The organism is Micromonospora chersina (assembly GCF_900091475.1).
Lineage (GTDB): Bacteria > Actinomycetota > Actinomycetes > Mycobacteriales > Micromonosporaceae > Micromonospora > Micromonospora chersina.
On the sequence record NZ_FMIB01000002.1, the window covers coordinates 5,022,238 to 5,048,124 of the forward strand.

General features: G+C 69.9%; 26 protein-coding genes. All 26 read left to right on the forward strand.

Going from position 1 to position 25,887, the window contains the following annotated elements; genetic code table 11:
* The first annotated feature begins 64 nt into the window (after positions 1 to 64).
* Complete coding sequence (gene rplA, locus GA0070603_RS23400; protein WP_091317952.1) at positions 65 to 781, forward strand: 50S ribosomal protein L1; 717 nt, start codon at positions 65 to 67, stop codon at positions 779 to 781.
* 79 nt (positions 782 to 860) lie between these two features.
* A complete protein-coding gene (locus GA0070603_RS23405) occupies positions 861 to 1,769 on the forward strand; it encodes an ATP-binding cassette domain-containing protein (RefSeq protein ID WP_091317954.1) in 909 nt (302 codons plus the stop codon).
* A complete protein-coding gene (locus GA0070603_RS23410) occupies positions 1,766 to 2,455 on the forward strand; it encodes a hypothetical protein (RefSeq protein ID WP_091317956.1) in 690 nt (229 codons plus the stop codon). The genes GA0070603_RS23405 and GA0070603_RS23410 overlap by 4 nt, the downstream gene beginning before the upstream one ends.
* A gap of 314 nt (positions 2,456 to 2,769) precedes the next feature.
* On the forward strand, positions 2,770 to 3,315 hold the full coding sequence (gene rplJ / locus GA0070603_RS23415; RefSeq protein WP_091317958.1) for a 50S ribosomal protein L10: 546 nt from the start codon (positions 2,770 to 2,772) through the stop codon (positions 3,313 to 3,315).
* A 54-nt stretch (positions 3,316 to 3,369) separates the two neighbouring features.
* Positions 3,370 to 3,756, forward strand: coding sequence for a 50S ribosomal protein L7/L12 (gene rplL / locus GA0070603_RS23420; protein ID WP_091317960.1), 387 nt, complete (start codon positions 3,370 to 3,372; stop codon positions 3,754 to 3,756).
* A 573-nt stretch (positions 3,757 to 4,329) separates the two neighbouring features.
* Positions 4,330 to 7,761 (forward strand): DNA-directed RNA polymerase subunit beta, encoded by a 3,432-nt coding sequence (rpoB, locus tag GA0070603_RS23425; RefSeq protein WP_091317962.1) that lies wholly within the window; start codon positions 4,330 to 4,332, stop codon positions 7,759 to 7,761.
* An 81-nt stretch (positions 7,762 to 7,842) separates the two neighbouring features.
* A complete protein-coding gene (locus GA0070603_RS23430) occupies positions 7,843 to 11,730 on the forward strand; it encodes a DNA-directed RNA polymerase subunit beta' (protein ID WP_091317964.1) in 3,888 nt (1,295 codons plus the stop codon).
* Between the two features lie 114 nt (positions 11,731 to 11,844).
* Positions 11,845 to 12,459, forward strand: coding sequence for an ArsR/SmtB family transcription factor (locus GA0070603_RS23435; RefSeq protein ID WP_091317965.1), 615 nt, complete (start codon positions 11,845 to 11,847; stop codon positions 12,457 to 12,459).
* The gene (locus GA0070603_RS23440; RefSeq protein ID WP_091317967.1) at positions 12,434 to 13,684 is read left to right on the forward strand and encodes an MFS transporter; all 1,251 of its coding nucleotides are present in this window, start codon (positions 12,434 to 12,436) and stop codon (positions 13,682 to 13,684) included. The genes GA0070603_RS23435 and GA0070603_RS23440 overlap by 26 nt, the downstream gene beginning before the upstream one ends.
* Before the next feature lie 40 nt (positions 13,685 to 13,724).
* Positions 13,725 to 14,093 carry a hypothetical protein gene (locus GA0070603_RS23445; RefSeq protein ID WP_091322242.1) on the forward strand — a complete coding sequence of 123 codons (369 nt, stop codon included), beginning with the start codon at positions 13,725 to 13,727 and terminating at the stop codon, positions 14,091 to 14,093.
* 647 nt (positions 14,094 to 14,740) lie between these two features.
* Positions 14,741 to 15,163, forward strand: a complete 423-nt coding sequence (locus tag GA0070603_RS23450) for a hypothetical protein (RefSeq protein WP_091322244.1) — start codon at positions 14,741 to 14,743, stop codon at positions 15,161 to 15,163.
* A 532-nt stretch (positions 15,164 to 15,695) separates the two neighbouring features.
* Positions 15,696 to 16,070, forward strand: coding sequence for a 30S ribosomal protein S12 (rpsL, locus tag GA0070603_RS23455; RefSeq protein WP_007465318.1), 375 nt, complete (start codon positions 15,696 to 15,698; stop codon positions 16,068 to 16,070).
* A gap of 1 nt (position 16,071) precedes the next feature.
* On the forward strand, positions 16,072 to 16,542 hold the full coding sequence (rpsG, locus tag GA0070603_RS23460) for a 30S ribosomal protein S7 (RefSeq protein WP_013735957.1): 471 nt from the start codon (positions 16,072 to 16,074) through the stop codon (positions 16,540 to 16,542).
* A 75-nt stretch (positions 16,543 to 16,617) separates the two neighbouring features.
* Positions 16,618 to 18,714: an elongation factor G gene (fusA, locus tag GA0070603_RS23465; RefSeq protein WP_091317969.1), complete on the forward strand. Its 2,097-nt coding sequence runs from the start codon at positions 16,618 to 16,620 to the stop codon at positions 18,712 to 18,714.
* A gap of 223 nt (positions 18,715 to 18,937) precedes the next feature.
* Entirely contained in the window at positions 18,938 to 20,131 is a 1,194-nt protein-coding gene (gene tuf, locus GA0070603_RS23470; protein WP_091317970.1) for an elongation factor Tu, read from the forward strand.
* 353 nt (positions 20,132 to 20,484) lie between these two features.
* Entirely contained in the window at positions 20,485 to 20,793 is a 309-nt protein-coding gene (rpsJ, locus tag GA0070603_RS23475) for a 30S ribosomal protein S10 (RefSeq protein WP_007073037.1), read from the forward strand.
* An 11-nt stretch (positions 20,794 to 20,804) separates the two neighbouring features.
* On the forward strand, positions 20,805 to 21,470 hold the full coding sequence (rplC, locus tag GA0070603_RS23480) for a 50S ribosomal protein L3 (RefSeq protein WP_091317972.1): 666 nt from the start codon (positions 20,805 to 20,807) through the stop codon (positions 21,468 to 21,470).
* Entirely contained in the window at positions 21,467 to 22,117 is a 651-nt protein-coding gene (gene rplD / locus GA0070603_RS23485; RefSeq protein ID WP_091317974.1) for a 50S ribosomal protein L4, read from the forward strand. The genes rplC and rplD overlap by 4 nt, the downstream gene beginning before the upstream one ends.
* Positions 22,114 to 22,416, forward strand: coding sequence for a 50S ribosomal protein L23 (gene rplW, locus GA0070603_RS23490; protein WP_091317975.1), 303 nt, complete (start codon positions 22,114 to 22,116; stop codon positions 22,414 to 22,416). Before rplD ends, rplW begins: the two co-directional genes overlap by 4 nt.
* Before the next feature lie 12 nt (positions 22,417 to 22,428).
* On the forward strand, positions 22,429 to 23,268 hold the full coding sequence (gene rplB, locus GA0070603_RS23495; protein WP_091317977.1) for a 50S ribosomal protein L2: 840 nt from the start codon (positions 22,429 to 22,431) through the stop codon (positions 23,266 to 23,268).
* Between the two features lie 12 nt (positions 23,269 to 23,280).
* Positions 23,281 to 23,562 (forward strand): 30S ribosomal protein S19, encoded by a 282-nt coding sequence (gene rpsS, locus GA0070603_RS23500; protein WP_007073032.1) that lies wholly within the window; start codon positions 23,281 to 23,283, stop codon positions 23,560 to 23,562.
* 40 nt (positions 23,563 to 23,602) lie between these two features.
* Positions 23,603 to 24,058, forward strand: coding sequence for a 50S ribosomal protein L22 (rplV, locus tag GA0070603_RS23505; protein WP_073834929.1), 456 nt, complete (start codon positions 23,603 to 23,605; stop codon positions 24,056 to 24,058).
* A complete protein-coding gene (gene rpsC / locus GA0070603_RS23510; protein WP_091317979.1) occupies positions 24,058 to 24,930 on the forward strand; it encodes a 30S ribosomal protein S3 in 873 nt (290 codons plus the stop codon). The genes rplV and rpsC overlap by 1 nt, the downstream gene beginning before the upstream one ends.
* Before the next feature lie 3 nt (positions 24,931 to 24,933).
* Entirely contained in the window at positions 24,934 to 25,359 is a 426-nt protein-coding gene (gene rplP, locus GA0070603_RS23515) for a 50S ribosomal protein L16 (RefSeq protein WP_073834927.1), read from the forward strand.
* A complete protein-coding gene (rpmC, locus tag GA0070603_RS23520; protein WP_007073028.1) occupies positions 25,359 to 25,595 on the forward strand; it encodes a 50S ribosomal protein L29 in 237 nt (78 codons plus the stop codon). Before rplP ends, rpmC begins: the two co-directional genes overlap by 1 nt.
* On the forward strand, positions 25,592 to 25,870 hold the full coding sequence (gene rpsQ, locus GA0070603_RS23525; RefSeq protein ID WP_091198287.1) for a 30S ribosomal protein S17: 279 nt from the start codon (positions 25,592 to 25,594) through the stop codon (positions 25,868 to 25,870). The genes rpmC and rpsQ overlap by 4 nt, the downstream gene beginning before the upstream one ends.
* The last annotated feature ends 17 nt before the right edge of the window (positions 25,871 to 25,887 follow it).

The window sequence follows — 25,887 nt, forward strand, 5'->3', positions numbered from 1 at the left end:
CCGATCCGTTCGTGGGAGGGCCGCGGAGTCGCGGGCCCGCCATAGACCACAGGAGTTACCAGAAATGCAGCGCAGCAAGAGCTACCGCAAGGCCGCCGAGGTCATCGACCGGTCGAAGCTCTACACCCCCGCCGAGGCCGTCAAGCTGGCCAAGGAGACCACCAACGTCAAGTTCGACGCCACGGTCGAGGTCGCGATGCGCCTCGGCGTCGACCCCCGCAAGGCGGACCAGATGGTCCGCGGCACGGTCAACCTGCCGCACGGCACCGGTAAGACCGCCCGCGTGATCGTCTTCGCCGCCGGCGCGAAGGCCGAGGAGGCCGCCGCCGCGGGTGCGGACGAGGTGGGCACCGACGAGCTGGTCGCCCGTATCCAGGGCGGTTGGCTGGACTTCGACGCGGCGATCGCCACCCCGGACCAGATGGCCAAGATCGGCCGGATCGCGCGGATCCTGGGCCCGCGCGGCCTCATGCCGAACCCGAAGACCGGCACGGTGACCATGGACGTCGCCAAGGCCGTTTCGGACATCAAGGGCGGTAAGATCACCTTCCGGGTGGACAAGCACTCCAACCTCCACCTGATCATCGGCAAGGCCTCGTTCTCCGAGGCCCAGCTGGTCGACAACTACGCGGCGGTGCTGGACGAGGTCCTGCGCTCGAAGCCGTCCGCGGCCAAGGGCACGTACCTCAAGAAGGTCACCCTCACCACCACCATGGGCCCGGGCGTCCCGGTCGACCCGAAGCTGGTGAAGAACCTGAACGAGGCCTCGACCGAGGCCTGAGCACGACTGCCCGGACGGGGCCCCGCCACCACCCGGTGGCGGGGCCCCGTCCGTCTCTCCGGTGTGGCAGGCTCGGCGCATGCGGCTGGAAGGCGTCTGGCTGCGGTACCAGCGGCGCGGCCCGTGGGTGCTGCGGGAGACCGACGTGGCGATCGGTCCGGGCGAGGTGGCGGTGGTGCTCGGGCGCAACGGGGTGGGCAAGTCCACCCTGCTCCAGCTCGCCGCCGGCGTGCTCCGACCCACGCGGGGGCGCGTGGTCGACCGGCCGGCCGCCGTCGGCTGGGTTCCGGAGCGCTTTCCCGCCGACCAGCCCTTCACCGTGGGCGCCTACCTGGCCGCGATGGCCCGGGTGGCCGGCCTGCCCGGCCCCGAGGCCGACCGGGCGGTGCGGCGCTGGGTCGACCGGCTCGGCCTGACGCGCTTCCACGGGGTGCGGCTGCCCGAGCTGTCCAAGGGCACCGCGCAGAAGGTCGGCCTGGCCCAGGCGCTGCTCCGCCCGCCCGGCCTGCTCGTCCTCGACGAGCCCTGGGAGGGGCTGGACTCCGCCGCTCGCGAGCTGGTGCCCGAGGTGGTCGACGAGGTGCTGGCCGAGGGTGGCACGGTGCTGGTCAGCGACCACCGTGGGGAGACCGTCCGGCTCCCCGGCGCCCGGCACTGGTCGGTCGCCGACGGCACGGTCACCGAGGCGGCGCCGTCCGGGGCCGCGGCCACCGTCGTGGTCGAGCTGTCGGTCCCGGCCGCCGGGGTCGGCGCCGCCGTCGCCCGGTTGCGCGCCGACGGCCACCACGTCATTCGGGTACGCGACCACGCCGTCCCGCCCCCCGCCACGCGACAGGCGTCCGACTCCCCACCCGCCGCCCCTCCCGACGACCCGTTCTCCGCCACCGCACAGCCCGGCGCGCCCGGCCGGCCGGGTCCGGCCCCCGGCGAGGCACCCCTGTCCGGCGCGCCCGGCGGCTCCGGTCCCGCTCCGGAGGTGGCCCGGTGATCGCGCTGGTCCGGCTGCGGCTGGCCGGCTTCCTGCGTACCGGACGGGCGCTGGCCCCGGTGCTGGCCGGCCTGCTCGCCCTCGGCGTCCTCTACGGCGGCGGCCGGGCCCAGCCCGCGGAGGCCTACGGCGTCTCGGCGGTGGTCCTGTTCCCGGTGCTGGCCTGGCAGACCAAGATCCTGCTCGACGTCGAGCCCGACGTGCAGCGCCGGCTGGCCCGGGTGGTCCTCGGCCCGGCCCGGGAGCGGGCCGCCGGCCTGCTCGCGGCGGCCGTGGCCGGCCTCGGCACGGTGGCCGTCGCGCTGGTCTTCCCCTGGCTGGTCGGCGGGGTGACCGGCCCGGCCGGGCCGGGGGACCGGCCGCTGGCCGAGGGGCTGGCGCTCGGCCTCTGGGCCCACCTGCTGGCCCTGCCGGCGGCGGTCGGGCTGGGCGCCCTGGCCTGCCGGGCGATCACCCGCAGCGCCGGCTACGGCGTCGCCGTGCTCACCCTCGGCGGGGTGGGCGCGGTGGTCCTGGGCCTCTCCGGCTCGGTGGCGCCCTGGCTGGCGCCGCCCGTGCTGCCCACGGCCCGGGCGCTGGCCGGCCCGCTCGCGGCTTCCACCGGCCTGCTGCTGACCGCCCGGGCGCTGGCCTGGGCGGCCGTGCCGCTGGCCGGCTACGCCTGGGGCCGCCGCGGCCGCGCCTGAGTGACCGGGAGCACTCCGGGGGCGATTTGGCGGTAAGGGGACACGTCGCGTAACCTTTGGCGCGTAGTTCCACCCAGAGACCGCTGGTCACCGTGCCCTGGCACGGTCGAAGGTCCCGCGATGACGGGCGACCCGCGCAGGGCGGCAAGCGAAACTCGGTGCTGCACGTGGTCCGCCGACCGCGTCCACGGTGCCGGCCCTCGCCCCGTGCGCCCTGCGCCGGGGCTTTTCTCGTTGTCGTGATGCCTCCGCCGCCGTCGCGAGCGTCCGCTCGTCGCCGGCGTACCAGCTCCGAGCAACGAGAGAGGAGGGACATGGCGGACAAGCCGATCCGGGCCGACAAGGCCACGGCCGTCGCCGAGCTGACCGAGAGCTTCCGCAACGCGGGGGCGACCGTGCTGACCGAGTACCGCGGGCTCACGGTTTCGCAGCTCACCCAGCTGCGGCGCTCGCTCGGCAAGGAGACCAGCTACACGGTCGCGAAGAACACGCTGGCCAAGCGTGCCGCGAGCGATGCGGGCATCTCCGGCCTCGACGAGCTGTTCTCCGGTCCTACCGCGCTGACTTTCGTTTCGGGCGACGTCGTCGAGGCGGCGAAGGGGCTTCGCGACTTCGCGAAGGCCAACCCGAAGCTCGTCATCAAGGGCGGTGTCTTCGAGGGCAAGGCCATTTCCGCGGCCGAGGTCACGAAGCTCGCCGACCTGGAGTCCCGCGAGGTGCTGCTGGCGAAGCTGGCCGGCGCCATGAAGGGCAACCTGAGCAAGGCCGCGGCCCTGTTCCAGGCTCCGCTCGCCAAGACCGCGCGTCTGGCGGCCGCTCTGCAGGACAAGCGCGAGAAGGAGGGCGCCGAGGCGGCCTGAGGCCACCCGGCGCACCCACGTTCTTAGTTTTCACTTTCAGAAAGGACGCCAGACATGGCGAAGCTCAGCACCGACGAGCTGCTCGACGCGTTCAAGGAGATGACGCTGATCGAGCTCTCCGAGTTCGTGAAGCAGTTCGAGGAGACCTTCGAGGTCACCGCCGCGGCTCCGGTCGCCGTCGCCGCCGCCGGCGGCCCCGCCGGCCCGGCCGCCGAGGCCGAGCCGGAGAAGGACGAGTTCGACGTCATCCTCGACGCCGACGGTGGCAAGAAGATCCAGGTCATCAAGGTCGTGCGCGAGCTGACCGGCCTGGGCCTCAAGGAGGCCAAGGACCTGGTCGAGGCCGCTCCGAAGGCCGTCCTGGAGAAGGCCAACAAGGAGACCGCCGAGAAGGCCAAGGCCAAGCTCGAGGGCGAGGGCGCCAAGGTCACCCTCAAGTGACCTTGCGTTCGACCTGACGCGCGTCCGGCTCACGTGAGCCGGGGCACACCGCGTCGCGGCGGGCGGCGATCCGGGAACCGGATCGCCGCCCGCCGTGTTGGTACTACCCGGTGGCAGCGGCGTGAGCAGGGTTTACAGGTTCCTCGCACCGGCTTCACAGCGGTGTCTGTCGGTAGCCCGTCGGTGGGAAAGACACCCCGAGCGGTAACCGGCCCTTGACGCGGCACCGGCCCGACAGGCACGCTGACACCAGCAAGACCTTCCGCGCTTGCAACGGCCGCCTCTCGGGTAAGGCAACGGCAGCACCACCGCCGCTGCGCCTGAGCGGACCGGCAGGAACATCGCGTTCCGAGCAGCCCGGTTGACCCGGTTTTCCGAGGTCCCGAGGCAAGTTCCGCGATGACCTGCGGGGTGGGCTGGACAGCGGTTAGCCTCTCGGCTACACTGCTAGTTTGCGCTGCCTTCCGACTTGACCCCTGCTCGGAAATGTCCGTTTACGGATAATTCTGGTGGGGTCATTGGAGTGCACGCGTACCAGCCGTTCTGCAGCACCGGTCCTCGGAAGGACGCATCTTGGCAGCTTCCCGCCCTGCGAAGACCAGTCGTACGTCGAGCGCATTCGCGCCCCGCCGAGTTTCTTTCGGTCGGATTACCGAACACCTCGAGGTCCCCAACCTCCTCGCCATCCAGAACGAGTCCTTCGACTGGCTCGTCGGCAACGAGGCTTGGCAGGGCCGGTCGTCGGACGACCCGCACGCACGCTCGGGTCTCGCGGAGATCCTCGACGAGATCAGTCCCATTGAGGACTTCTCCGGCACCATGTCGCTCTCCTTCTCGGCTCCGCGCTTCGACGAGGTCAAGGCCTCGATCGAGGAGTGCAAGGAGAAGGACCTGACCTACTGCGCCCCGCTGTTCGTGACCGCGGAGTTCACCAACAACACCACCGGCGAGATCAAGAGCCAGACGGTGTTCATGGGTGACTTCCCGATGATGACGCCCAAGGGCACCTTCATCATCAACGGCACCGAGCGCGTCGTGGTCAGCCAGCTCGTCCGCTCGCCGGGCGTCTACTTCGACAAGCAGCCGGACAAGACCTCCGACCGCGACCTCTCCAGCGTCAAGGTGATCCCGAGCCGGGGTGCCTGGCTGGAGTTCGACATCGACAAGCGCGACACGGTCGGCGTCCGCATCGACCGCAAGCGCCGGCAGGCCGTCACGGTCCTGCTCAAGGCCATCGGGTGGTCGGCGGAGCAGATCCGCGAGAAGTTCGGCTGGTCCGAGCTCATGATGACCACGCTCGAGAAGGACCACATCGCCGGGCAGGATGAGGCGCTGCTCGACATCTACCGGAAGCTCCGCCCCGGCGAGCCGCCGACCCGCGAGAACGCCCAGACCCTGCTCGACAACCTCTTCTTCAACCCGAAGCGGTACGACGTCGCCAAGGTCGGGCGTTACAAGTTCAACAAGAAGCTCGAGCTGGACGTGCCGATCACGACCGGCACGCTGACCGAGGACGACATCGTCGCCACCGTGGAGTACCTCTGCCGGCTGCACGCCGGTGAGGAGGGCTACGAGGCCGACGACATCGACCACTTCGGCAACCGGCGCCTGCGCACTGTGGGCGAGCTGATCCAGAACCAGGTCCGGGTCGGTCTCTCCCGCATGGAGCGGGTCGTCCGCGAGCGGATGACCACCCAGGACGTCGAGGCGATCACGCCGCAGACCCTGATCAACATCCGCCCGGTCGTGGCGGCGATCAAGGAGTTCTTCGGCACGTCGCAGCTGTCCCAGTTCATGGACCAGACCAACCCGCTGGCGGGCCTGACCCACCGGCGCCGGCTGAGCGCGCTCGGCCCGGGTGGTCTGTCCCGGGAGCGGGCCGGCTTCGAGGTCCGTGACGTGCACCCGTCCCACTACGGCCGGATGTGCCCGATCGAGACGCCGGAAGGCCCGAACATCGGCCTGATCGGCGCGCTGTCCACCTTCGCCCGGGTCAACCCGTTCGGCTTCATCGAGACGCCGTACCGGAAGGTCGTCGACGGTCGGGTCACCGACCAGATCGACTACCTGACCGCGGACGAGGAGGACCGGTTCGTCAAGGCGCAGGCCAACGCCCCGCTGAAGTCGGACGGCTCGTTCGCCGAGGACCGCGTCCTGGTCCGCCGTAAGGGCGGCGAGACCGAGGACGTGGCGCCGTCGGCCGTCGACTACATGGACGTGTCGCCGCGGCAGATGACCTCGGTCGCGACCGCGATGATCCCGTTCCTCGAGCACGACGACGCCAACCGCGCGCTCATGGGCGCGAACATGCAGCGTCAGGCGGTGCCGCTGGTCAAGGCCGAGGCGCCGCTGGTCGGCACGGGCATGGAGTACCGCGCGGCCGTGGACGCCGGTGACGTCGTCGTCGCCGAGGTCGGCGGTGTGGTCGAGGACCTCTGCGCGGACTACATCACGGTCCACCAGGACGACGGCCACCGCCGGACGTACCTGCTGCACAAGTTCCGCCGCTCCAACGCCGGCTCCTGCGTCAACCAGAAGCCGGTCGTCTTCGAGGGCGACCGCGTCGAGGCCGGCCAGGTCATCGCCGACGGTCCGTGCACCGACGAGGGCGAGATGGCGCTCGGGCGCAACCTGCTCGTGGCGTTCATGACCTGGGAGGGCCACAACTACGAGGACGCGATCATCCTGTCGCAGCGCCTCGTGCAGCAGGACGTGCTCACCTCGATCCACATCGAGGAGCACGAGGTCGACGCCCGGGACACCAAGCTCGGCCCGGAGGAGATCACCCGCGACATCCCGAACGTCAGCGAGGAGATGCTCGCCGACCTCGACGAGCGCGGCATCATCCGGATCGGCGCCGAGGTCGTCCCCGGCGACATCCTGGTCGGCAAGGTCACGCCGAAGGGCGAGACCGAGCTGACCCCCGAGGAGCGGCTGCTCCGCGCGATCTTCGGTGAGAAGGCGCGCGAGGTCCGGGACACCTCGCTGAAGGTGCCGCACGGCGAGACCGGCACGGTCATCGGTGTGCGTACCTTCTCCCGCGAGGACGGCGACGAGCTGCCCCCGGGCGTGAACGAGCTGGTCCGGGTCTACGTGGCCCAGAAGCGCAAGATCCAGGACGGTGACAAGCTCGCGGGCCGCCACGGCAACAAGGGCGTCATCTCCAAGATCCTGCCGATCGAGGACATGCCGTTCCTGGAGGACGGCACCCCGGTCGACATCGTGCTGAACCCGCTCGGTGTGCCGTCCCGGATGAACATCGGCCAGGTCCTGGAGACCCACCTCGGGTGGGTGGCCAAGACCGGCTGGAGCGTGGACGGCGACGACGAGGAGTGGAAGCGCCAGCTCCGCTCGATCGAGGCGCACGAGTCCGAGCCGGACACCAACGTGGCCACTCCGGTCTTCGACGGTGCCCGCGAGGAGGAGATCTCCGGTCTGCTGGCGTCGACCCTGCCCAACCGGGACGGCAAGCAGCTGATCGGCCGCAGCGGCAAGGCGCAGCTGTTCGACGGTCGCTCCGGCGAGCCGCTGCCGGACCCGATCGCGGTCGGCTACGTCTACATCCTGAAGCTCAACCACCTGGTCGACGACAAGATCCACGCCCGGTCGACCGGCCCGTACTCGATGATCACGCAGCAGCCGCTGGGTGGTAAGGCGCAGTTCGGTGGCCAGCGCTTCGGTGAGATGGAGTGCTGGGCCATGCAGGCGTACGGCGCCGCCTACGCCCTCCAGGAGCTGCTGACCATCAAGTCCGACGACGTCCTCGGCCGGGTGAAGGTCTACGAGGCCATCGTCAAGGGCGAGAACATCCCCGAGCCGGGCATCCCGGAGTCGTTCAAGGTGCTGCTCAAGGAGCTGCAGTCGCTGTGCCTCAACGTCGAGGTGCTCTCCAGCGACGGTGTGGCCCTCGAGATGCGCGAGACCGACGACGAGGTGTTCCGGGCCGCGGAGGAGCTGGGCATCGACCTGTCCCGGCGCGAGCCGAGCTCGGTCGAAGAGGTCTGAGGCGAGCGGTCGGGAGCCGGTCCGCCGGCTCCCGACCCCGCCCGTTAGCTAAGCAGTACAGACGACGACATAGGGGACATAGTGCTCGACGTCAACTTCTTCGACGAGCTGCGCATCGGTCTCGCCACCGCCGACGACATCCGTCAGTGGTCCCACGGCGAGGTCAAGAAGCCCGAGACCATCAACTACCGCACCCTGAAGCCGGAAAAGGACGGGCTCTTCTGCGAGAAGATCTTCGGTCCGCAGCGGGACTGGGAGTGCTACTGCGGTAAGTACAAGCGGGTCCGCTTCAAGGGCATCATCTGCGAGCGCTGCGGCGTCGAGGTGACCCGCTCCAAGGTTCGCCGGGAGCGGATGGGTCACATCGAGCTGGCCGCTCCGGTGACCCACATCTGGTACTTCAAGGGCGTGCCGAGCCGGCTGGGCTACCTGCTGGACCTCGCCCCGAAGGACCTCGAAAAGATCATCTACTTCGCCTCGTACGTCGTGACGAGCGTGGACGCCGAAGCGCGTCACCGCGACCTCTCGACGATCGAGAACGAGATCCTGGCCGAGAAGCGGCAGGCTGAGAACAGCCGCGACTCGGAGATCGAGAAGCGGGCCGCCAAGCTCGAGGCCGACCTGGCCGAGCTGGAGGCCGAGGGCGCGAAGGCGGACGTCCGGCGCAAGGTCAAGGAGGGCGGAGAGCGCGAGATGCGCCAGATCCGCGACCGGGCCCAGCGCGAGATCGACCGCCTCGACGAGGTCCTCGACACCTTCCGCAAGCTCGAGCCGAAGCAGCTGGTCACCGACGAGCTGCTCTACCGCGAGCTGCGCGACCGCTTCGGCGAGTACTTCACCGGCAGCATGGGCGCCGAGGCCATCAAGGCGCTGGTCCAGAACATGGACCTGGAGGCCGAGGCCGAGAGCCTGCGCGAGACCATCCGGTCCGGCAAGGGCCAGCGGAAGATCCGGGCGCTCAAGCGGCTCAAGGTCGTCGCGGCGTTCCAGAACACTCGCAACTCGCCGCTCGGCATGGTGCTGGACTGCGTCCCGGTCATCCCGCCGGACCTGCGTCCGATGGTGCAGCTGGACGGTGGCCGCTTCGCGACCTCCGACCTGAACGACCTGTACCGCCGGGTGATCAACCGGAACAACCGCCTCAAGCGGCTGATCGACCTCGGCGCGCCCGAGATCATCGTCAACAACGAGAAGCGGATGCTCCAGGAGGCTGTCGACGCGCTGTTCGACAACGGCCGTCGCGGCCGGCCGGTTACCGGTCCGGGCAACCGCCCGCTGAAGTCGCTCTCCGACATGCTGAAGGGCAAGCAGGGCCGGTTCCGCCAGAACCTGCTCGGCAAGCGCGTCGACTACTCCGGCCGTTCGGTCATCGTGGTCGGCCCGAAGCTCAAGCTGCACCAGTGCGGCCTGCCCAAGCAGATGGCGCTGGAGCTGTTCAAGCCGTTCGTGATGAAGCGGCTGGTGGACCTCAACCACGCGCAGAACATCAAGTCCGCCAAGCGGATGGTCGAGCGGCAGCGGCCGGTCGTGTGGGACGTGCTGGAAGAGGTCATCGGCGAGCACCCGGTCCTGCTGAACCGGGCGCCGACCCTGCACCGGCTGGGCATCCAGGCCTTCGAGCCGCAGCTGGTCGAGGGCAAGGCCATCCAGATCCACCCGCTGGTCTGCACCGCGTTCAACGCCGACTTCGACGGTGACCAGATGGCGGTCCACGTGCCGCTGTCCGCCGAGGCCCAGGCCGAGGCGCGGATCCTGATGCTGTCGTCGAACAACATCCTCAAGCCGGCCGACGGCAAGCCGGTCACCATGCCCACCCAGGACATGGTCATCGGCCTCTACCACCTCACCCACCTCACCCCCGGTGGGCAGGGCGAGGGCCGGGCGTTCAGCTCGGACGCCGAGGCGCGGATGGCGTACGACAACCGGGAGCTGCACCTGCAGACCCCGGTCAAGATCCGCCTGCGCGGCATCGTCGGTGTCGACAACGGCGCCGGCGCGGAGCCGTGGGTCGCGCCCGAGGGCTGGGTCGAGGGCGAGCCGGTGACGGTGGAGACCACCCTGGGCCGGGTCCTGTTCAACGAGACGCTGCCGCAGGGCTACCGCTTCGTGAACTACGAGATCCGCAAGGGCCAGCTCTCCGCGATCGTCAACGACCTCGCCGAGCGCTTCCCGAAGGTGGCCCTGGCGGCCACCCTCGACGGGCTCAAGGAGGCCGGTTTCCACTGGGCCACCTGGTCCGGCGTCACCATCGGCATGGAGGACGTCATCGCTCCGCCGCGCAAGCGGGAGATCCTGGAGCGGTACGAGAAGGAAGCCGACCGGATCGACAAGCAGTACCAGCGTGGTCTGATGACCGCCGAGGAGCGTCGCGGCGAGCTCATCGAGATCTGGACCAAGGCGACCAACGAGGTCGCCAAGGAGATGGACACCGCGCTGCCGCAGGAGAACCCGCTGTGGAAGATGATCAACTCGGGTGCCCGCGGTAACCTGCTCCAGCTCCGGCAGATCGCGGCGATCCGTGGTCTGGTGGCCAACCCGAAGGGCGAGATCATCCCGCGGCCGATCAAGGCCTCGTACCGGGAGGGTCTGTCCGTGCTGGAGTACTTCATCTCCACGCACGGCGCCCGGAAGGGTCTCGCGGACACCGCCCTGCGTACCGCCGACTCGGGTTACCTGACCCGGCGTCTGGTGGACGTCTCGCAGGACGTCATCATCCGCGAGGAGGACTGCGGCACCGACCGCGCCATCCCGATGCAGATCGGCGAGCGGCTCGACGGCAAGCTGGTCGTGCACGAGCACGCCGAGACCAGCGTGCACGCCCGCACCCTGGCCGACGACATCAAGGGCCCGGACGGCAACGTCGTGGCCCACCGCGGCCAGGACATCAACTCCATCCTGGTCGACGCGATCGTCGCCGCCGGCGTGGAGACGGTGCGGGTGCGCAGCGTGCTCACCTGCGAGTCGAAGCTGGGCGTCTGCGGTGCGTGCTACGGCCGCTCGCTGCCGACCGGCAAGACCGTGGACGTCGGCGAGGCGGTCGGCATCATCGCCGCCCAGTCGATCGGTGAGCCGGGCACGCAGCTGACGATGCGTACCTTCCACACCGGTGGTGTCGCGGGTGAGGACATCACCCAGGGTCTGCCCCGTGTCCAGGAGATCTTCGAGGCCCGGGTCCCGAAGGGTAAGGCGCCCATCGCCGACACCCCGGGTCGGATCCGGATCGAGGACGGCGAGCGGTCCCGCAAGATCGTCGTCATCCCGGACGACGGCAGCGACGAGATCGTCTACGACAAGATCTCGAAGCGGGTCCGGCTCCGGGCGCACGACGGCGACCACGTCGAGGTCGGCGAGAAGCTCACCGAGGGCACCATCGACCCGCACGAGCTGCTGCGCATCCTCGGCCCGCGCGCGGTCCAGGTCCACCTGACCCAGGAGGTCCAGGAGGTCTACCGCTCGCAGGGTGTGCTCATCCACGACAAGCACATCGAGATCATCATCCGCCAGATGCTCAAGCGGGTGACGGTCATCGACTCCGGCTCGACCGAGTTCCTGCCGGGCGTGCTTGTCGACCGGGCGCTCTTCGAGTCGGAGAACCGCCGGCTCGTCGGCGAGGGTGGCGAGCCCGCCGCCGGTCGCCCGGTGCTGATGGGTATCACCAAGGCCTCGCTGGCCACGGACTCCTGGCTGTCGGCGGCCTCCTTCCAGGAGACCACCCGGGTGCTGACGGACGCGGCGATCCACGCCCGCAGCGACTCGCTGATCGGTCTCAAGGAGAACGTGATCATCGGTAAGCTCATCCCGGCCGGTACGGGCATCAGCAAGTACCGCAACGTCCGGGTCGAGCCGACCGAGGAGGCGAAGGCCAAGGTCTACTCGATGACCGGCTACCCGGAGACCGACTACGGCTTCGGGCCGGCCAGCGGCCAGGCGGTGCCGCTGGACGACTTCGACTTCGGGTCGTACCGCTAAGCAGTAGGAACGACGAGGCCCCCGGCACCCGCCGGGGGCCTCGTCGCGTCCATGGGTGCGCCATATGAATACGAGTCTCTCGAGAGATTTCCTCGAGAGGTTACTCTCGACTCCATGGACGGCGACGAACCCCGCACCCTCACCGACCCCCGGGAACTCCGCGCGCTCAGTCACCCCGTACGGCTCGCCCTCATGGAGGCGCTCGGGGCCGGCCCGTTGACCGCCACCCAGGCCGGCGAGCTGATCGGGGAGAGCCCGACCACCTGCTCCTTCCACCTGCGTCAGCTGGCCCGCTACGGGTTCGTGGAGGAGGCCGGCGGTGGCCGCGGCCGGGCCCGGCCCTGGCGGCTGACCCGGCGCGGCTGGTCCGCTCCGGCCCGCCCCGAGGACCCCGACTGGACCCGAGCGTCCCAGGCGCTCGACCGGGTCCTGCTCGACCGGTACGTCCAGCGGCTGCGCCGGTTCGTCGACGACGCCCCCACCTATCCACCCGAGTGGTACCAGGCGGCCACCGGGCAGCAGCACCTCTTCCACCTCACCGCTGACGAACTGGCCGAGTTCGTGGCCGCCTACCGCGAGCTGGTCGCCGGGTTCACCGCCCGGTTCGACGCCAGACGCACCGGGTCCGACGCCCGCCCGGCCGGGGCGCTCCCGGTCGAGTTGCTCTTCTTCGGCTACCCCGTCCGAGCGCCGGAGGTGTCGGATGTCGACCCGACGACTGCTGGCTGACCGGCGCGCCCGCCGGTACCTCGCCGGGCAGACCCTCTCCCTCGTCGGTGACAGCTCGATGTGGCTGGCCTGCGGCATCTGGGTGAAGGACCTGACCGGCAGCGACGGGGCGGCCGGCCTGACCTTCCTCTTCTTCACCGCCCCGGCGCTGCTCGCGCCGCTGGCCGGGCTGCTCGCCGACCGGGTGCCGCGCCGCCGGCTGCTGGTGGTGGCGAACCTGGCCGGCGGGGCGATCCTGCTCCCCCTGCTGGCCGTCCGCGGCCCCGACCAGGTGCCCCTGATCTACGCGGTGATGTTCCTGTACGGGTGCCTCAACCTGGTCATCGCGCCGGCCCAGTCCGCCCTGCTGGTCAGCCTGCTCCCCGGCGACCTGCTGGCCGACGCGAACGCGCTGCTGCGTACGGCGCGGGAGAGCCTGCGGCTGCTCGCCCCGCTCGTCGGTGCCGGCCTTTACGCGCTGCTGGGCGGCGCCGCGGTCGCCGTGCTCGACATGGCGACCTTCGTGGCCGCGGCCGTGCTGCTGCTGACCCTGCGCGTCGCGGAACCCGCCCTGGCGCGACCGGAACGCGATGACGGCGTGCTGCGGCACTGGGCAGGGGAGATCACGGCCGGATTCCGGCACCTCGCCGGCCACCCTCTGCTCCGCAGAGTGGTGCTGGCCACCGGGGTGCTCGCCCTCGTGTTGGGCTTCGCTGAGTCCACCGCGTACGCCGTCGTCGACCGTGGGCTGCACCGTCCCCCGGAGTTCCTCGGCGTGCTCCAAGCCGCGCAGGGGCTCGGCGCGGTGCTCGGCGGGCTGGCCAGCGCTGCGGCGGTCCGTCGCTTCGGCGAGATACGTGTCGCCGCGGCGGCATTCCTGGCCTGGGCCGCCGGCGCGACCGCCGCAGCCACCCCGCTGCTCGGCCTGGTCCTGGCTGGGCGGGTCAGCTCGGGCGCCGGTCTGACCGTGATGGCCATCGCCCTGCTGACCCTGCTGCAACGGACGGCGCCGGAACGCCTCCAGGGCCGGGTGTACGCGGGTTTCGAGGTGACCACCACCGTCCCGCAGACCCTCTCGATCGGGGTCGGGGCGTACCTCATCGGGATGCTCGACTACCGCGCGCTGCTGCTGACCGAGGCGGCCGTCGTGGTCCTCGCCGCGTTGCTGCTGTTCCGGGCCGACCGCCTCGCCCCGAGGCAGGCCGAGCCGGCGGCGCAGCCCGACCCCGCGACCTCGGCGGCATAGCGCCCGACCGGCGTCGGGCGGTCGGGGCATGATGGTGGGCATGACGACAGTGCCCGGGCAGGTGCCCGCCGCCCAGCAGGGGCACCGCCATCCGCTCGACCCCGAGCCGGTCCGCTCGACAAAGGCGCGCGCGGTCTTCGCCCTCGGGCTGATCGGGGCGCTCACCGGCTTCTTCGTGGGCGGGGTGGTGCCCGCGACCATCGCGCTCACCCTCGCCCGGCAGGCCCGCCGCGAGGCGTACGTCTCGGGCGGTTTCCTCACCGGCGCCGGCTGGATGCGCCGGGGCGAGCAGTTGGCCTGGACCGGCCTGCTGCTCGCGGCCGTGGCCGTCGTGGCGGCCGTGGTGATCGGCGTGGTCCGGCTGGCCGGGGCCCCGTTCGGGCACGACTTCGCCCCGAACATCGACTGACCCGCCGGGGGAGCGCCCCGCGCCCGGCCCCGCCGGCGAGACCCGCGACGGTAGCCTGGCCGGTGTCCGCCGCGCGGCGGGCGAGCCACGTCGACAGGAGGACCCCCGTGACGGAACCGGCCCCGCCGCCGGGAGGCGACCCGACCCGCCCCGGCACCGGGCCGGACGCCGGGCCCGCCGGGGGCTCCGGCACGTCACCGGAGATCACCCCCATGGGGTACGCGCCGGCGCCCGTCTCGCCCCAGTCCGCGCCACCCCGGTCCACCTCGCCCGCGCCGACCTCGCCGCACTCCGCGCCGCCCGGGTCCTGGCCGCCCGCCGGGCCGTACCCGCCGGCTCCGCCCGGCTCCCCGCCGCACCCCGCCGGCTACGGCGTCCCCGGCGCGCCGGGACCGTCGACCCCACCCGTGGTGCCGCCGCACTACGCGGGGTACGGTGCCGGATCCTCGACCCCGCCCGGCTCGCCGTCGCACCACGGCGGGTACGGCGCCCCGCCCGTTCCCGGGCCGCACTCCGGGCCGTCCGCTCCGGTCGGCTGGCCGGGGTCCGGGGCGTACCCGGGGAACCAGCCGGCGCCCGGCGGTGGGTGGGCCACGCCGGGTAGCGCGCCGGCCGGCGGTGGCTGGGGATCGGCGCCCCCGGCCGCGGTGCCGCCGCCCCCGCGTGAGGCGCCGCGTCCGCCGAAGCGGGTCGACGCGGTCCCGGGCACCCCGTTCGGTGTGGTCCACCTGGACGTGCCGCCGGTGACCTCCGGGCTCGCCATCGGTTCGCTGGTCATCGGGATCGCCTCGATCCTGGTGTCGCTGCTGGTCCTCTGCTTCGGTGTGGCCGGGCCCAACTACGGCGGGGCCTGGGCCGCCGGGGCCTTCACCGTGCTCGGGGCGATCGCCGGCACCGCGGCCGTCGTGGCGGGGCTCCTGGCCCGGCGGCAGATCCGGCGCCCGGCGCCGCCGCCGGCGGTCCGGTTCACGGGGCGTGGCCTGGCCGTGGCGGGCCTCAGTTGCGGGGGAGTGGGCCTGCTGGTCAGCCTGGGCGGGCTCGCGCTGGCTCTGGTGGTGCAGATCACGTGATCCGGGCCGTCCGGTCGGGCGGTGCTCTGACCAGCTACGACCGGTATGCCCGGATGCCCGGCGTGCGGGCGGAACCGGGGCCGCCCGGCCGAGCGCCGGAGAAGCCGGTACACTTGTCACCGTAGGTGCCCATGACGGGCGGGCGGGCATGATGTGATCGGCCGGCGGACCGCGAAGCGGTTCTCCCGGACCGCTCCGTTTTGACCTGCGCGCCTGTGGTAGGTACTCTTTCCCCTTGTGCCCGGGCCAGCCCGGGCAATGCGTGCGTGCGCCGGAACCGGTCAGCCGGTGATCGCGCGGCCGCACGACAGAGCCCCAAGACCTGGCGTCGGGAGTTTCCTGCGCCGGTGACAGAACCCGGTACGACGCGCGAGCGACCGCACCGGACCGTGACTCGGGCGACACGCCCGACCGCGGGTGCTGGGACCCCCGTCAGGTGGCCCTGGTTGGAATGTAGGAGAGCCGTCCATCAGGCCGGCTAGAGCAGACGGCGCGGTCGCCTCGCAGCGGCCGAAGGGAGCGGAGAAACCCGGTGCCCACCATTCAGCAGCTGGTCCGAAAGGGCCGCCAGGCCAAGACGACCAAGACCAAGACCCCGGCGCTCAAGGGGTCTCCCCAGCGGCGCGGCGTGTGCACCCGCGTGTACACCACCACCCCCAAGAAGCCGAACTCGGCGCTGCGCAAGGTCGCTCGTGTCAAGCTCAGCAGCCAGATCGAGGTGACCGCCTACATCCCCGGCGTCGGCCACAACCTGCAGGAGCACTCGATCGTGCTCGTCCGCGGCGGCCGTGTGAAGGACCTCCCCGGCGTGCGGTACAAGATCGTTCGCGGCTCGCTGGACACCCAGGGTGTCCGCAACCGCAAGCAGGCTCGCAGCCGTTACGGCGCGAAGAAGGAGAAGAGCTGACATGCCGCGTAAGGGACCCGCTCCGCGGAAGCCGCTGGTCGCTGACCCGGTGTACAACTCGCCGCTGGTCACCCAGCTGGTGAACAAGATCCTGCTGCGCGGCAAGCGCCAGCTCGCCGAGCGCATCGTCTACGCCGCCCTGGAGGGCTGCCGCGAGAAGTCCGGCACCGACCCCGTCGTCACGCTGAAGCGGGCGATGGACAACGTGAAGCCGACTCTCGAGGTCCGCAGCCGTCGCGTCGGTGGCGCCACCTACCAGGTTCCGGTCGAGGTCCGGCCGGCCCGCGCGACCACCCTCGGTCTGCGCTGGCTGGTGACCTACTCCCGCGCCCGTCGCGAGAAGACCATGGTCGAGCGGCTGATGAACGAGCTGCTGGACGCGAGCAACGGCCTCGGTGCCGCCGTCAAGCGGCGCGAGGACACGCACAAGATGGCCGAGTCGAACAAGGCCTTCGCGCACTACCGCTGGTAACACCCTGGTTCCGGCGCCCACGAGGCGCCGGAACCGCCACCAGTTGTGTCTAGACGACGATAAGTAGGGATTGAAGTGGCCGCCGCAGACGCGCTCGCCAACGTACGCAACATCGGCATCATGGCGCACATCGATGCCGGTAAGACCACTACCACCGAGCGAATCCTGTTCTACACCGGTATCACGTACAAGATCGGTGAGGTCCACGAGGGCGCTGCCGTCATGGACTGGATGGAGCAGGAGCAGGAGCGCGGTATCACCATCACTTCCGCCGCCACCAAGTGCGAGTGGAAGGGCCACACGATCCAGATCATCGACACGCCCGGCCACGTCGACTTCACGGTCGAGGTGGAGCGGTCGCTGCGGGTGCTGGACGGTGCGGTCGCGGTGTACGACGGTGTCGCCGGCGTCGAGCCGCAGACGGAGAACGTCTGGCGGCAGGCGGACAAGTACAACGTCCCGCGGATGTGCTTCGTCAACAAGCTCGACCGGACCGGTGCCGACTTCTTCCGCTGCGTGCAGATGATGATCGACCGGCTCAACGCCACCCCGCTGGTTCTCCAGATCCCGATCGGCGCCGAGTCCGACTTCATCGGCGTGGTCGACCTGGTCGAGATGCGCGCGCTCACCTGGCGTGGCGAGACCCAGAAGGGTGAGGACTACGCGATCGAGGAGATCCCGGCCGACCTGGCCGACTCCGCGGCCGAGTGGCGCGAGAAGCTCATGGAGACCCTGGCCGACGTCGACGACTCGGTGATGGAGAAGTACCTGGAGGGCGAGGAGATCTCCGTCGAGGAGATCAAGGCCGCCATCCGCCGGGCCACCATCGCCGGCAAGGCCAACCCGGTCCTCACCGGTACCGCCTTCAAGAACAAGGGCATCCAGCCGATGCTCGACGCGGTCGTCGCGTACCTGCCGTCGCCGCTGGACATCCCGGCGATCGAGGGCACCGCGACCGACGGCGAGACCCCGCTGCAGCGGAAGCCCTCGGTCTCCGAGCCGTTCTCCGGCCTGGCCTTCAAGATCCAGACCGACAAGCACCTCGGCAAGCTCACCTACGTCCGGATCTACTCCGGCACGCTCGAGTCCGGTTCCCAGGTGATCAACTCCACCAAGGACCGCAAGGAGCGGATCGGCAAGATCTACCAGATGCACGCCAACAAGCGGGAGGAGCGCAGCTCCGCCCAGGCCGGCGACATCATCGCGGTCCAGGGTCTGAAGCAGACCACCACCGGTGACACCCTGTGCGACCCGGCGAACCCGGTCATCCTCGAGTCGATGACCTTCCCGGAGCCGGTCATCGAGGTGGCCATCGAGCCGAAGACCAAGGCCGACCAGGAGAAGCTCAGCACCGCCATCCAGCGGCTGGCCGAGGAGGACCCGACCTTCCGCGTCAAGCTGGACGAGCAGACCGGTCAGACGGTCATCTCCGGCATGGGCGAGCTCCACCTGGACATCCTGGTGGACCGGATGCGCCGCGAGTTCAACGTCGAGGCGAACATCGGTAAGCCGCAGGTGGCGTACCGCGAGACCATCCGCCGCGCGGTGGACAAGGTCGAGTACACCCACAAGAAGCAGACCGGTGGTTCCGGCCAGTACGCCCGGGTGATCATCGCCCTGGAGCCGCTGCCGCTGGGCAACGACGCCCCGACCTACGAGTTCGCCAACGCCGTCACCGGTGGCCGTATCCCCCGGGAGTTCATCCCGTCGGTGGACGCGGGCGCCCAGGACGCCATGCAGTACGGCATCCTCGCCGGCTTCCCGCTGGTGGGCATCAAGCTCACCCTGGTGGACGGCCAGTACCACGAGGTCGACTCGTCGGAAATGGCGTTCAAGATCGCCGGCTCGATGGCGATGAAGGAGGCGGCCCGCAAGGCCGACCCCGCGCTGCTCGAGCCGATGATGGCCGTTGAGGTCACCACTCCTGAGGAGAACATGGGTGACGTCATCGGCGACCTCAACTCCCGTCGTGGCATCATCCAGGCGATGGAGGAGCGCAGCGGCGCTCGCGTCGTCCGGGCCCTGGTGCCGCTGTCGGAGATGTTCGGCTACGTCGGCGACCTGCGGTCGAAGACCCAGGGCCGGGCTAGCTACAGCATGCAGTTCGACTCCTACGCCGAGGTTCCGCAGAGCGTCGCGAAGGAGATCATCGCCAAGGCTACGGGTGAGTGACGCTCACCTGAGCTGATCCGTTGATCCGGGGCCGGTCGCGGGAGGGTTCTCCCGCCCGCGGCCACCTCGGTCGGATTGTGTGAATCCGGGCCTGTAGGCTTCATCGCCGCAGAACCCACAAAGGCTCTCCGGCCAGCAGGCCGGAAAGGCTGTCGACAGAGTCCTAAGCGCCGACCCGGCGCGCCGGGGCGAACGAACCAAGAAAGTCCACAGGAGGACACCAGTGGCGAAGGCGAAGTTCGAGCGGACTAAGCCGCACGTCAACATCGGCACCATTGGTCACATCGACCACGGTAAGACGACGCTGACGGCGGCCATCACCAAGGTCCTGCACGACCAGTTCCCGGACCTCAACCCGTACACGCCGTTCGATGAGATCGACAAGGCGCCGGAGGAGAAGGCCCGCGGCATCACGATCTCCATCGCGCACGTCGAGTACCAGACCGAGGCGCGTCACTACGCGCACGTCGACTGCCCCGGTCACGCCGACTACATCAAGAACATGATCACCGGTGCCGCCCAGATGGACGGCGCGATCCTGGTGGTGGCGGCGACCGACGGCCCGATGCCGCAGACCCGCGAGCACGTGCTGCTGGCCCGTCAGGTCGGTGTGCCGTACATCGTCGTGGCGCTCAACAAGAGCGACATGGTCGACGACGAGGAGCTCCTGGAGCTCGTCGAGCTCGAGGTCCGCGAGCTGCTCTCGTCGCAGGAGTACCCGGGTGACGACCTGCCGGTCGTCCGGGTCTCGGCGCTGAAGGCCCTCGAGGGTGACCCCGAGTGGACCGGCAAGCTCATGGACCTCATGAACGCTGTCGACACCGCGATCCCGCAGCCGGAGCGCGAGACCGAGAAGCCGTTCCTGATGCCGATCGAGGACGTGTTCACGATCACCGGTCGTGGCACCGTCGTCACCGGTCGCGCCGAGCGCGGCATCCTCAAGCCGAACGAGGAGGTGGAGATCGTCGGCATCCGCGAGAAGTCGATGAAGACCACCTGCACCGGCATCGAGATGTTCCGCAAGCTGCTCGACGAGGCCCGGGCCGGCGAGAACGTTGGTCTGCTCCTCCGCGGCATCAAGCGCGAGGACGTCGAGCGCGGCATGGTCGTCATCAAGCCGGGCACCACGACCCCGCACACGGAGTTCGAGGCCACGGTCTACATCCTCTCCAAGGAGGAGGGCGGCCGGCACACCCCGTTCTTCCAGAACTACCGTCCGCAGTTCTACTTCCGGACCACGGACGTCACCGGCGTCGTCACGCTGCCCGAGGGCACCGAGATGGTCATGCCGGGCGACAACACCACGATGACCGTGAAGCTGATCCAGCCCATCGCGATGGAGGAGAACCTCAAGTTCGCGATCCGGGAGGGTGGCCGTACGGTCGGCGCTGGTCGCGTCACCAAGATCATCAAGTGAGCTGGGTAACCCCGATTAGCGTCGCCGCCGGTCGTGCGGCATACTAGTCAGGTTGCGTAACGACGGTCGGTCGCCCGCGTCCGGTTAACGCTGGACCTCCGGGAGGCAGACAGTCTCGCGTAGGGTGGTTGATCGCCCCTGGCGGTCAACCACCCTCGCGCGGCGTCCAGGTCGCGGTCACCGCGATCGGCGCCATGACCCACCGCGTGGTCGGAAATCGCTCCGGAGTCCCGGGGCGGAGCCTGGCCCACGGGCGCGACACGCCCGACCGCGGGGGTCGGCGAAGTGGGCCTGTGCCAGCCGGTACAGGCGCCCGCAACACAGCGGCATCGAGAGAAGGAACAGAAGCCACCATGGCGGGACAGAAGATCCGCATCCGGCTCAAGGCCTATGACCACGAGGTCGTCGACTCCTCGGCTCGGAAGATCGTCGAGACGGTGACGCGTACCGGGGCGCAGGTCGCTGGCCCGGTGCCGCTGCCCACGGAGATCAACCGTTTCTGCGTTATCCGCTCGCCGCACAAGTACAAGGACTCGCGCGAGCACTTCGAGATGCGCACGCACAAGCGTCTGATCGACATCATCGACCCGACCCCGAAGACGGTCGACTCGCTCATGCGCCTCGACCTGCCGGCTGGCGTCGACATCGAGATCAAGCTGTAGGGACCGGACAAATGGACAGGCAAGTCAAGGGGATCCTGGGCGCAAAGCTCGGCATGACCCAGGTCTGGGACAACAACCGCGTTGTTCCCGTGACCGTGGTTCAGGCCGGCCCGTGCGTCGTGAGCCAGGTTCGTAGCGCCGACAAGGACGGTTACTCCGCGGTCCAGCTGGCGTACGGGGCCATCGACCCGCGCAAGGTCAAGAAGCCGCTCGCCGGGCACTACGCCAAGGCGGACGTCGCACCGCGCCGGCACATCGTCGAGCTGCGCACCACCGACGCCGCGGACTACTCGCCGGGCCAGGAGGTCACGGTCGAGGAGTTCCCGGCCGGCGTGACCATCGACGTCACCGGCAAGACCAAGGGCAAGGGTTACGCCGGCCCGATGAAGCGGCACGGCTTCCACGGTCTGCGCGCCAGCCACGGTGTGGAGCGCAAGCACCGCTCGCCGGGCTCGATCGGCGCCTGCGCGACCCCGGGTCGCGTCTTCAAGGGCACCCGGATGGCGGGTCGGATGGGTGGCGTTCGCTACACCGTCCAGAACCTGACCGTCCAGGCGGTCGACACCGAGAACAACCTCCTGCTCGTCCGCGGCGCCATTCCCGGCCCCAAGGGCGCGCTGGTCCTGGTCCGTACCGCGGCCAAGACCAAGGTGAAGAAGGGCGGTGCGGCCAAGTGACCACCGTTGACGTCCTCAACGTCGAAGGCGCCAAGAGCGGCTCCGTCGAGCTGCCGGCCGACATCTTCGACGTCCAGGCCAACATCCCGCTGATGCACCAGGTCGTGGTGGCTCAGCTGGCGGCGGCCCGGCAGGGCACGCACAAGGCCAAGACCCGCGGCGAGGTCTCCGGTGGAGGCAAGAAGCCGTACAAGCAGAAGGGCACCGGTCGTGCCCGCCAGGGCTCGACCCGCGCGCCGCAGTTCGCCGGCGGTGGCGTGGTCCACGGCCCGGTGCCGCGCGACTACAGCCAGCGCACCCCGAAGAAGATGAAGGCCGCCGCCCTGCGTGGCGCCCTCTCCGACCGGGCGCGCGCCGGCCAGGTGCACGTCGTCGAGGCGTTCGTCTCGGGCGAGAAGCCGTCGACCAAGGCCGCGCTGGCCACGCTGGCGAAGGCGACCGAGGCCCGTCGGGTCCTGGTCGTGCTGAGCAGCACCGACGAGCTGAACTGGGTGTCGCTGCGCAACGAGCCGCGGGTGCACCTGATCGAGGCCGGCCAGCTCAACACGTACGACGTGCTGGTGGCCGACGACGTGGTCTTCACGAAGGAGGCCCTGGACGAGTTCCTGGGCGTTCCCGCCGAGACCACCGAGGAGGGTGGCAAGTGAGCACGATCGCCGATCCGCGCGACATCATCGTCGCCCCGGTCGTCTCGGAGAAGAGCTACAGCGAGCTGAACCGGAACTGGTACACCTTCCTGGTGCACCCGGACGCCAACAAGACCGAGATCAAGATCGCTATCCAGCAGATCTTCAACGTCCGCGTCCTGACGGTCAACACGCTCAACCGCGAGGGCAAGCGCAAGCGCACCAAGACCGGTTTCGGTCAGCGCAAGTCGACCAAGCGGGCGATCGTGAAGCTGGCTGACGGTGACCGTATCGAGGCCTTCGGCGGCCCGGTCAGCTGAGGGGTGTAGACAATGGCTATCCGTAAGTACAAGCCGACGACGCCGGGCCGGCGTGGCTCGAGCGTCGCCGACTTCGCCGAGATCACCCGGTCGACGCCCGAGAAGTCGCTGCTGGCTCCGCTGCCGAAGAAGGGCGGACGCAACGCCCACGGCCGGATCACCACCCGGCACCACGGTGGCGGCCACAAGCGGCAGTACCGCCTGATCGACTTCAAGCGGGTCGACAAGGACGGCGTGCCGGCGAAGGTCGCGCACATCGAGTACGACCCGAACCGCACCGCGCGCATCGCGCTGCTGCACTACGCCGACGGCGAGAAGCGCTACATCATCGCGCCGAAGGACCTGAAGCAGGGTGACCGGGTGGAGTCGGGGCCGAGCGCCGACATCAAGCCGGGCAACAACCTGCCGCTGCGCAACATCCCGGTCGGTACCACCGTCCACAACGTGGAGCTGCGTCCGGGCGGCGGCGCCAAGCTGGCCCGTTCGGCCGGCGTCGGCATCCAGCTGCTCGGCCGTGAGGGCGCGTACGCGACCCTCCGCATGCCGTCCGGTGAGATCCGGCGCGTCGACGTGCGCTGCCGCGCCAGCGTCGGCGAGATCGGCAACGCCGACCAGTCGAACATCAACTGGGGTAAGGCCGGCCGGATGCGGTGGAAGGGCAAGCGCCCGACCGTCCGTGGTGTCGCCATGAACCCGGTCGACCACCCGCACGGTGGTGGTGAGGGTAAGACCTCCGGTGGTCGCCACCCGGTCAACCCGCAGGGTAAGCCCGAGGGCCGCACCCGTCGTAAGGGCCAGCCGAGCGACCGGCTGATCGTCCGCCGCCGCTACGCCACGCGTAAGCGCGGCTGAGGGAGATAAGACATGCCTCGCAGCCTGAAGAAGGGCCCGTTCGTCGACGACCACCTGCTCAAGAAGGTGGAGACGCAGAACGACAAGGGCTCGAAGAACGTCATCAAGACCTGGTCGCGCCGCTCGACGATCATCCCGGAGATGCTGGGTCACACGATCGCCGTGCACGACGGACGTAAGCACGTCCCGGTCTTCGTGACCGAGGCCATGGTCGGGCACAAGCTCGGCGAGTTCGCGCTGACCCGCACGTTCAAGGGTCACGAGAAGGACGACCGGAAGAGCCGCCGGCGCTGACGCCGCGGGCATACGGATAGAGGAACAAGGGGTTACAGCGATGCCAGGAAAGGGCGACGCTCCGGTGCTTCCGGGCGCGCGGGCGGTTGCGCGGCACGTGCGCATCTCGCCGATGAAGGCGCGCCGGGTGGTCAACCTCGTCCGCGGCCTGCCCGCGAAGGAGGCGCTCACGGTGCTGCAGTTCGCGCCGCAGGCTGCGAGCGAGCAGGTGTACAAGGTGCTCGCGAGCGCGATCGCCAACGCGGAGAACAACGAGCGGCTGGACCCCGACGCGCTGCTCGTCAGCGAGGCGTTCGTCGACGAGGGCCCGACCATGAAGCGGTTCCGGCCGCGGGCGCAGGGCCGGGCGTACCGGATCCGCAAGCGGACCTGCCACATCACCGTGGCGGTCGAAGCGGTCGCGCCGGCCGCGCCGAAGAAGTCGGCGAAGAAGGCCGCCCCGGCCAAGCAGGCCGAGGCCGCTGAGGGGCAGAGCACGACGGAAGGTGCCGAGTAATGGGTCAGAAGGTTCACCCCACTGGGTTCCGGCTCGGCATCTCGACCGACTGGAAGTCCCGCTGGTTCGCGGACAAGCTCTACAAGGACTACATCGGCGAGGACGTCAAGATCCGCCGCATGATGTCCAAGGGCCTCGAGCGCGCCGGGATCTCCAAGGTCGACATCGAGCGCACCCGGGACCGGGTCCGTGTCGACATCCACACCGCCCGGCCGGGCATCGTCATCGGCCGTAAGGGTGCGGAGGCCGACCGGATCCGCGGCGAGCTGGAGAAGCTCACCGGCAAGCAGGTTCAGCTGAACATCATCGAGGTGAAGAACCCCGAGTCGGACGCGCAGCTGGTCGCCCAGGGCGTTGCCGAGCAGCTGTCCAGCCGGGTCAGCTTCCGTCGGGCCATGCGCAAGGCGATGCAGTCCGCGATGAAGAACCCGGCCTGCAAGGGCATCCGGGTGAAGGTCTCGGGCCGTCTCGGCGGCGCCGAGATGAGCCGGACCGAGTTCTACCGCGAGGGCCGGGTTCCGCTGCACACGCTGCGGGCCAACATCGAGTACGGCTTCTTCGAGGCCCGTACCACCTTCGGCCGGATCGGCGTGAAGGTCTGGATCTACAAGGGCGACGCCGTCCCGGGCCGCGAGGCCCCGGCCGAGGCCGCCCCCTCGCGCGGTCCGCGCCGCGACCGTGGCGACCGGCCCGAGCGGCCGCGCCGTGGCCGGTCGGGTTCGTCGGGTACGACCGCCGGTGGCACCGAGGCCGGCCGGGCTGCCGCGACCACCATCGCGCAGCAGGCCGAGACGCCGAGCGGCGAGCCGGTTGACGCCGGCGCCGTCGCCGCGGCCGCCACCCAGCCGGCAGAAACGCAGCAGGAGGGCTGACAGATGCTGATGCCGCGCAAGCCCCCGAAGGGCTTCCGCAAGCCGCACCACCCGGACCGCCACGGCGCGTCCAAGGGTGGTAACCGGGTGGTGTTCGGCGAGTTCGGGATCCAGGCTCTCGAGCCGGCGTACGTGACCAACCGCCAGATCGAGTCGGCGCGTATCGCGATGACCCGCCACATCAAGCGTGGCGGCAAGGTCTGGATCACGATCTTCCCGGACCAGGCCCTCACCAAGAAGCCGGCCGAGACCCGGATGGGTTCCGGTAAGGGTTCGCCCGAGTGGTGGGTCGCCAACGTGAAGCCGGGGCGGGTTCTCTTCGAGATGTCCTTCCCCAACGAGCAGATCGCGCGAGAGGCGATGCGTCGCGCGATCCACAAGCTCCCGATGAAGTGCCGCATTGTTACGCGCGAAGTGGGTGAATCCTGATGGCAGCGGGCGTCAAGGCCTCCGAGCTGCGTGAGCTCTCCGAGGAGGAGCTGGTCACGAAGCTGCGCGAGGCGAAGGCGGAGCTGTTCAACCTCCGCGTGCAGGCCGCAACCGGGCAGCTGGACAACAACCGGCGGCTGCAGGTCATCCGTCGGGAGATCGCCCGGATCTACACGATCATGCGTGAGCGTGAGCTGGGTCTCTCGGCCGCGCCGACTGAGGTGACTGCATCATGAGTGAGAACACCACCGCCGCCACCGCGCGGGCCCGCCGCAAGGTGCGTGAGGGCCTCGTGGTCAGCGACAAGATGGAAAAGACCGTCGTGGTCGAGGTCGAGGACCGGGTCAAGCACGCGCTGTACGGCAAGATCATGCGCCGGACCAGCAAGCTGAAGGTCCACGACGAGCAGAACTCGGCCGGCATCGGCGACCGGGTCCTGATCATGGAGACCCGGCCGCTGTCCGCCACCAAGCGGTGGCGGCTCGTGGAGATCCTCGAGAAGGCCAAGTAGCGAAGGCTCGAGCTCGG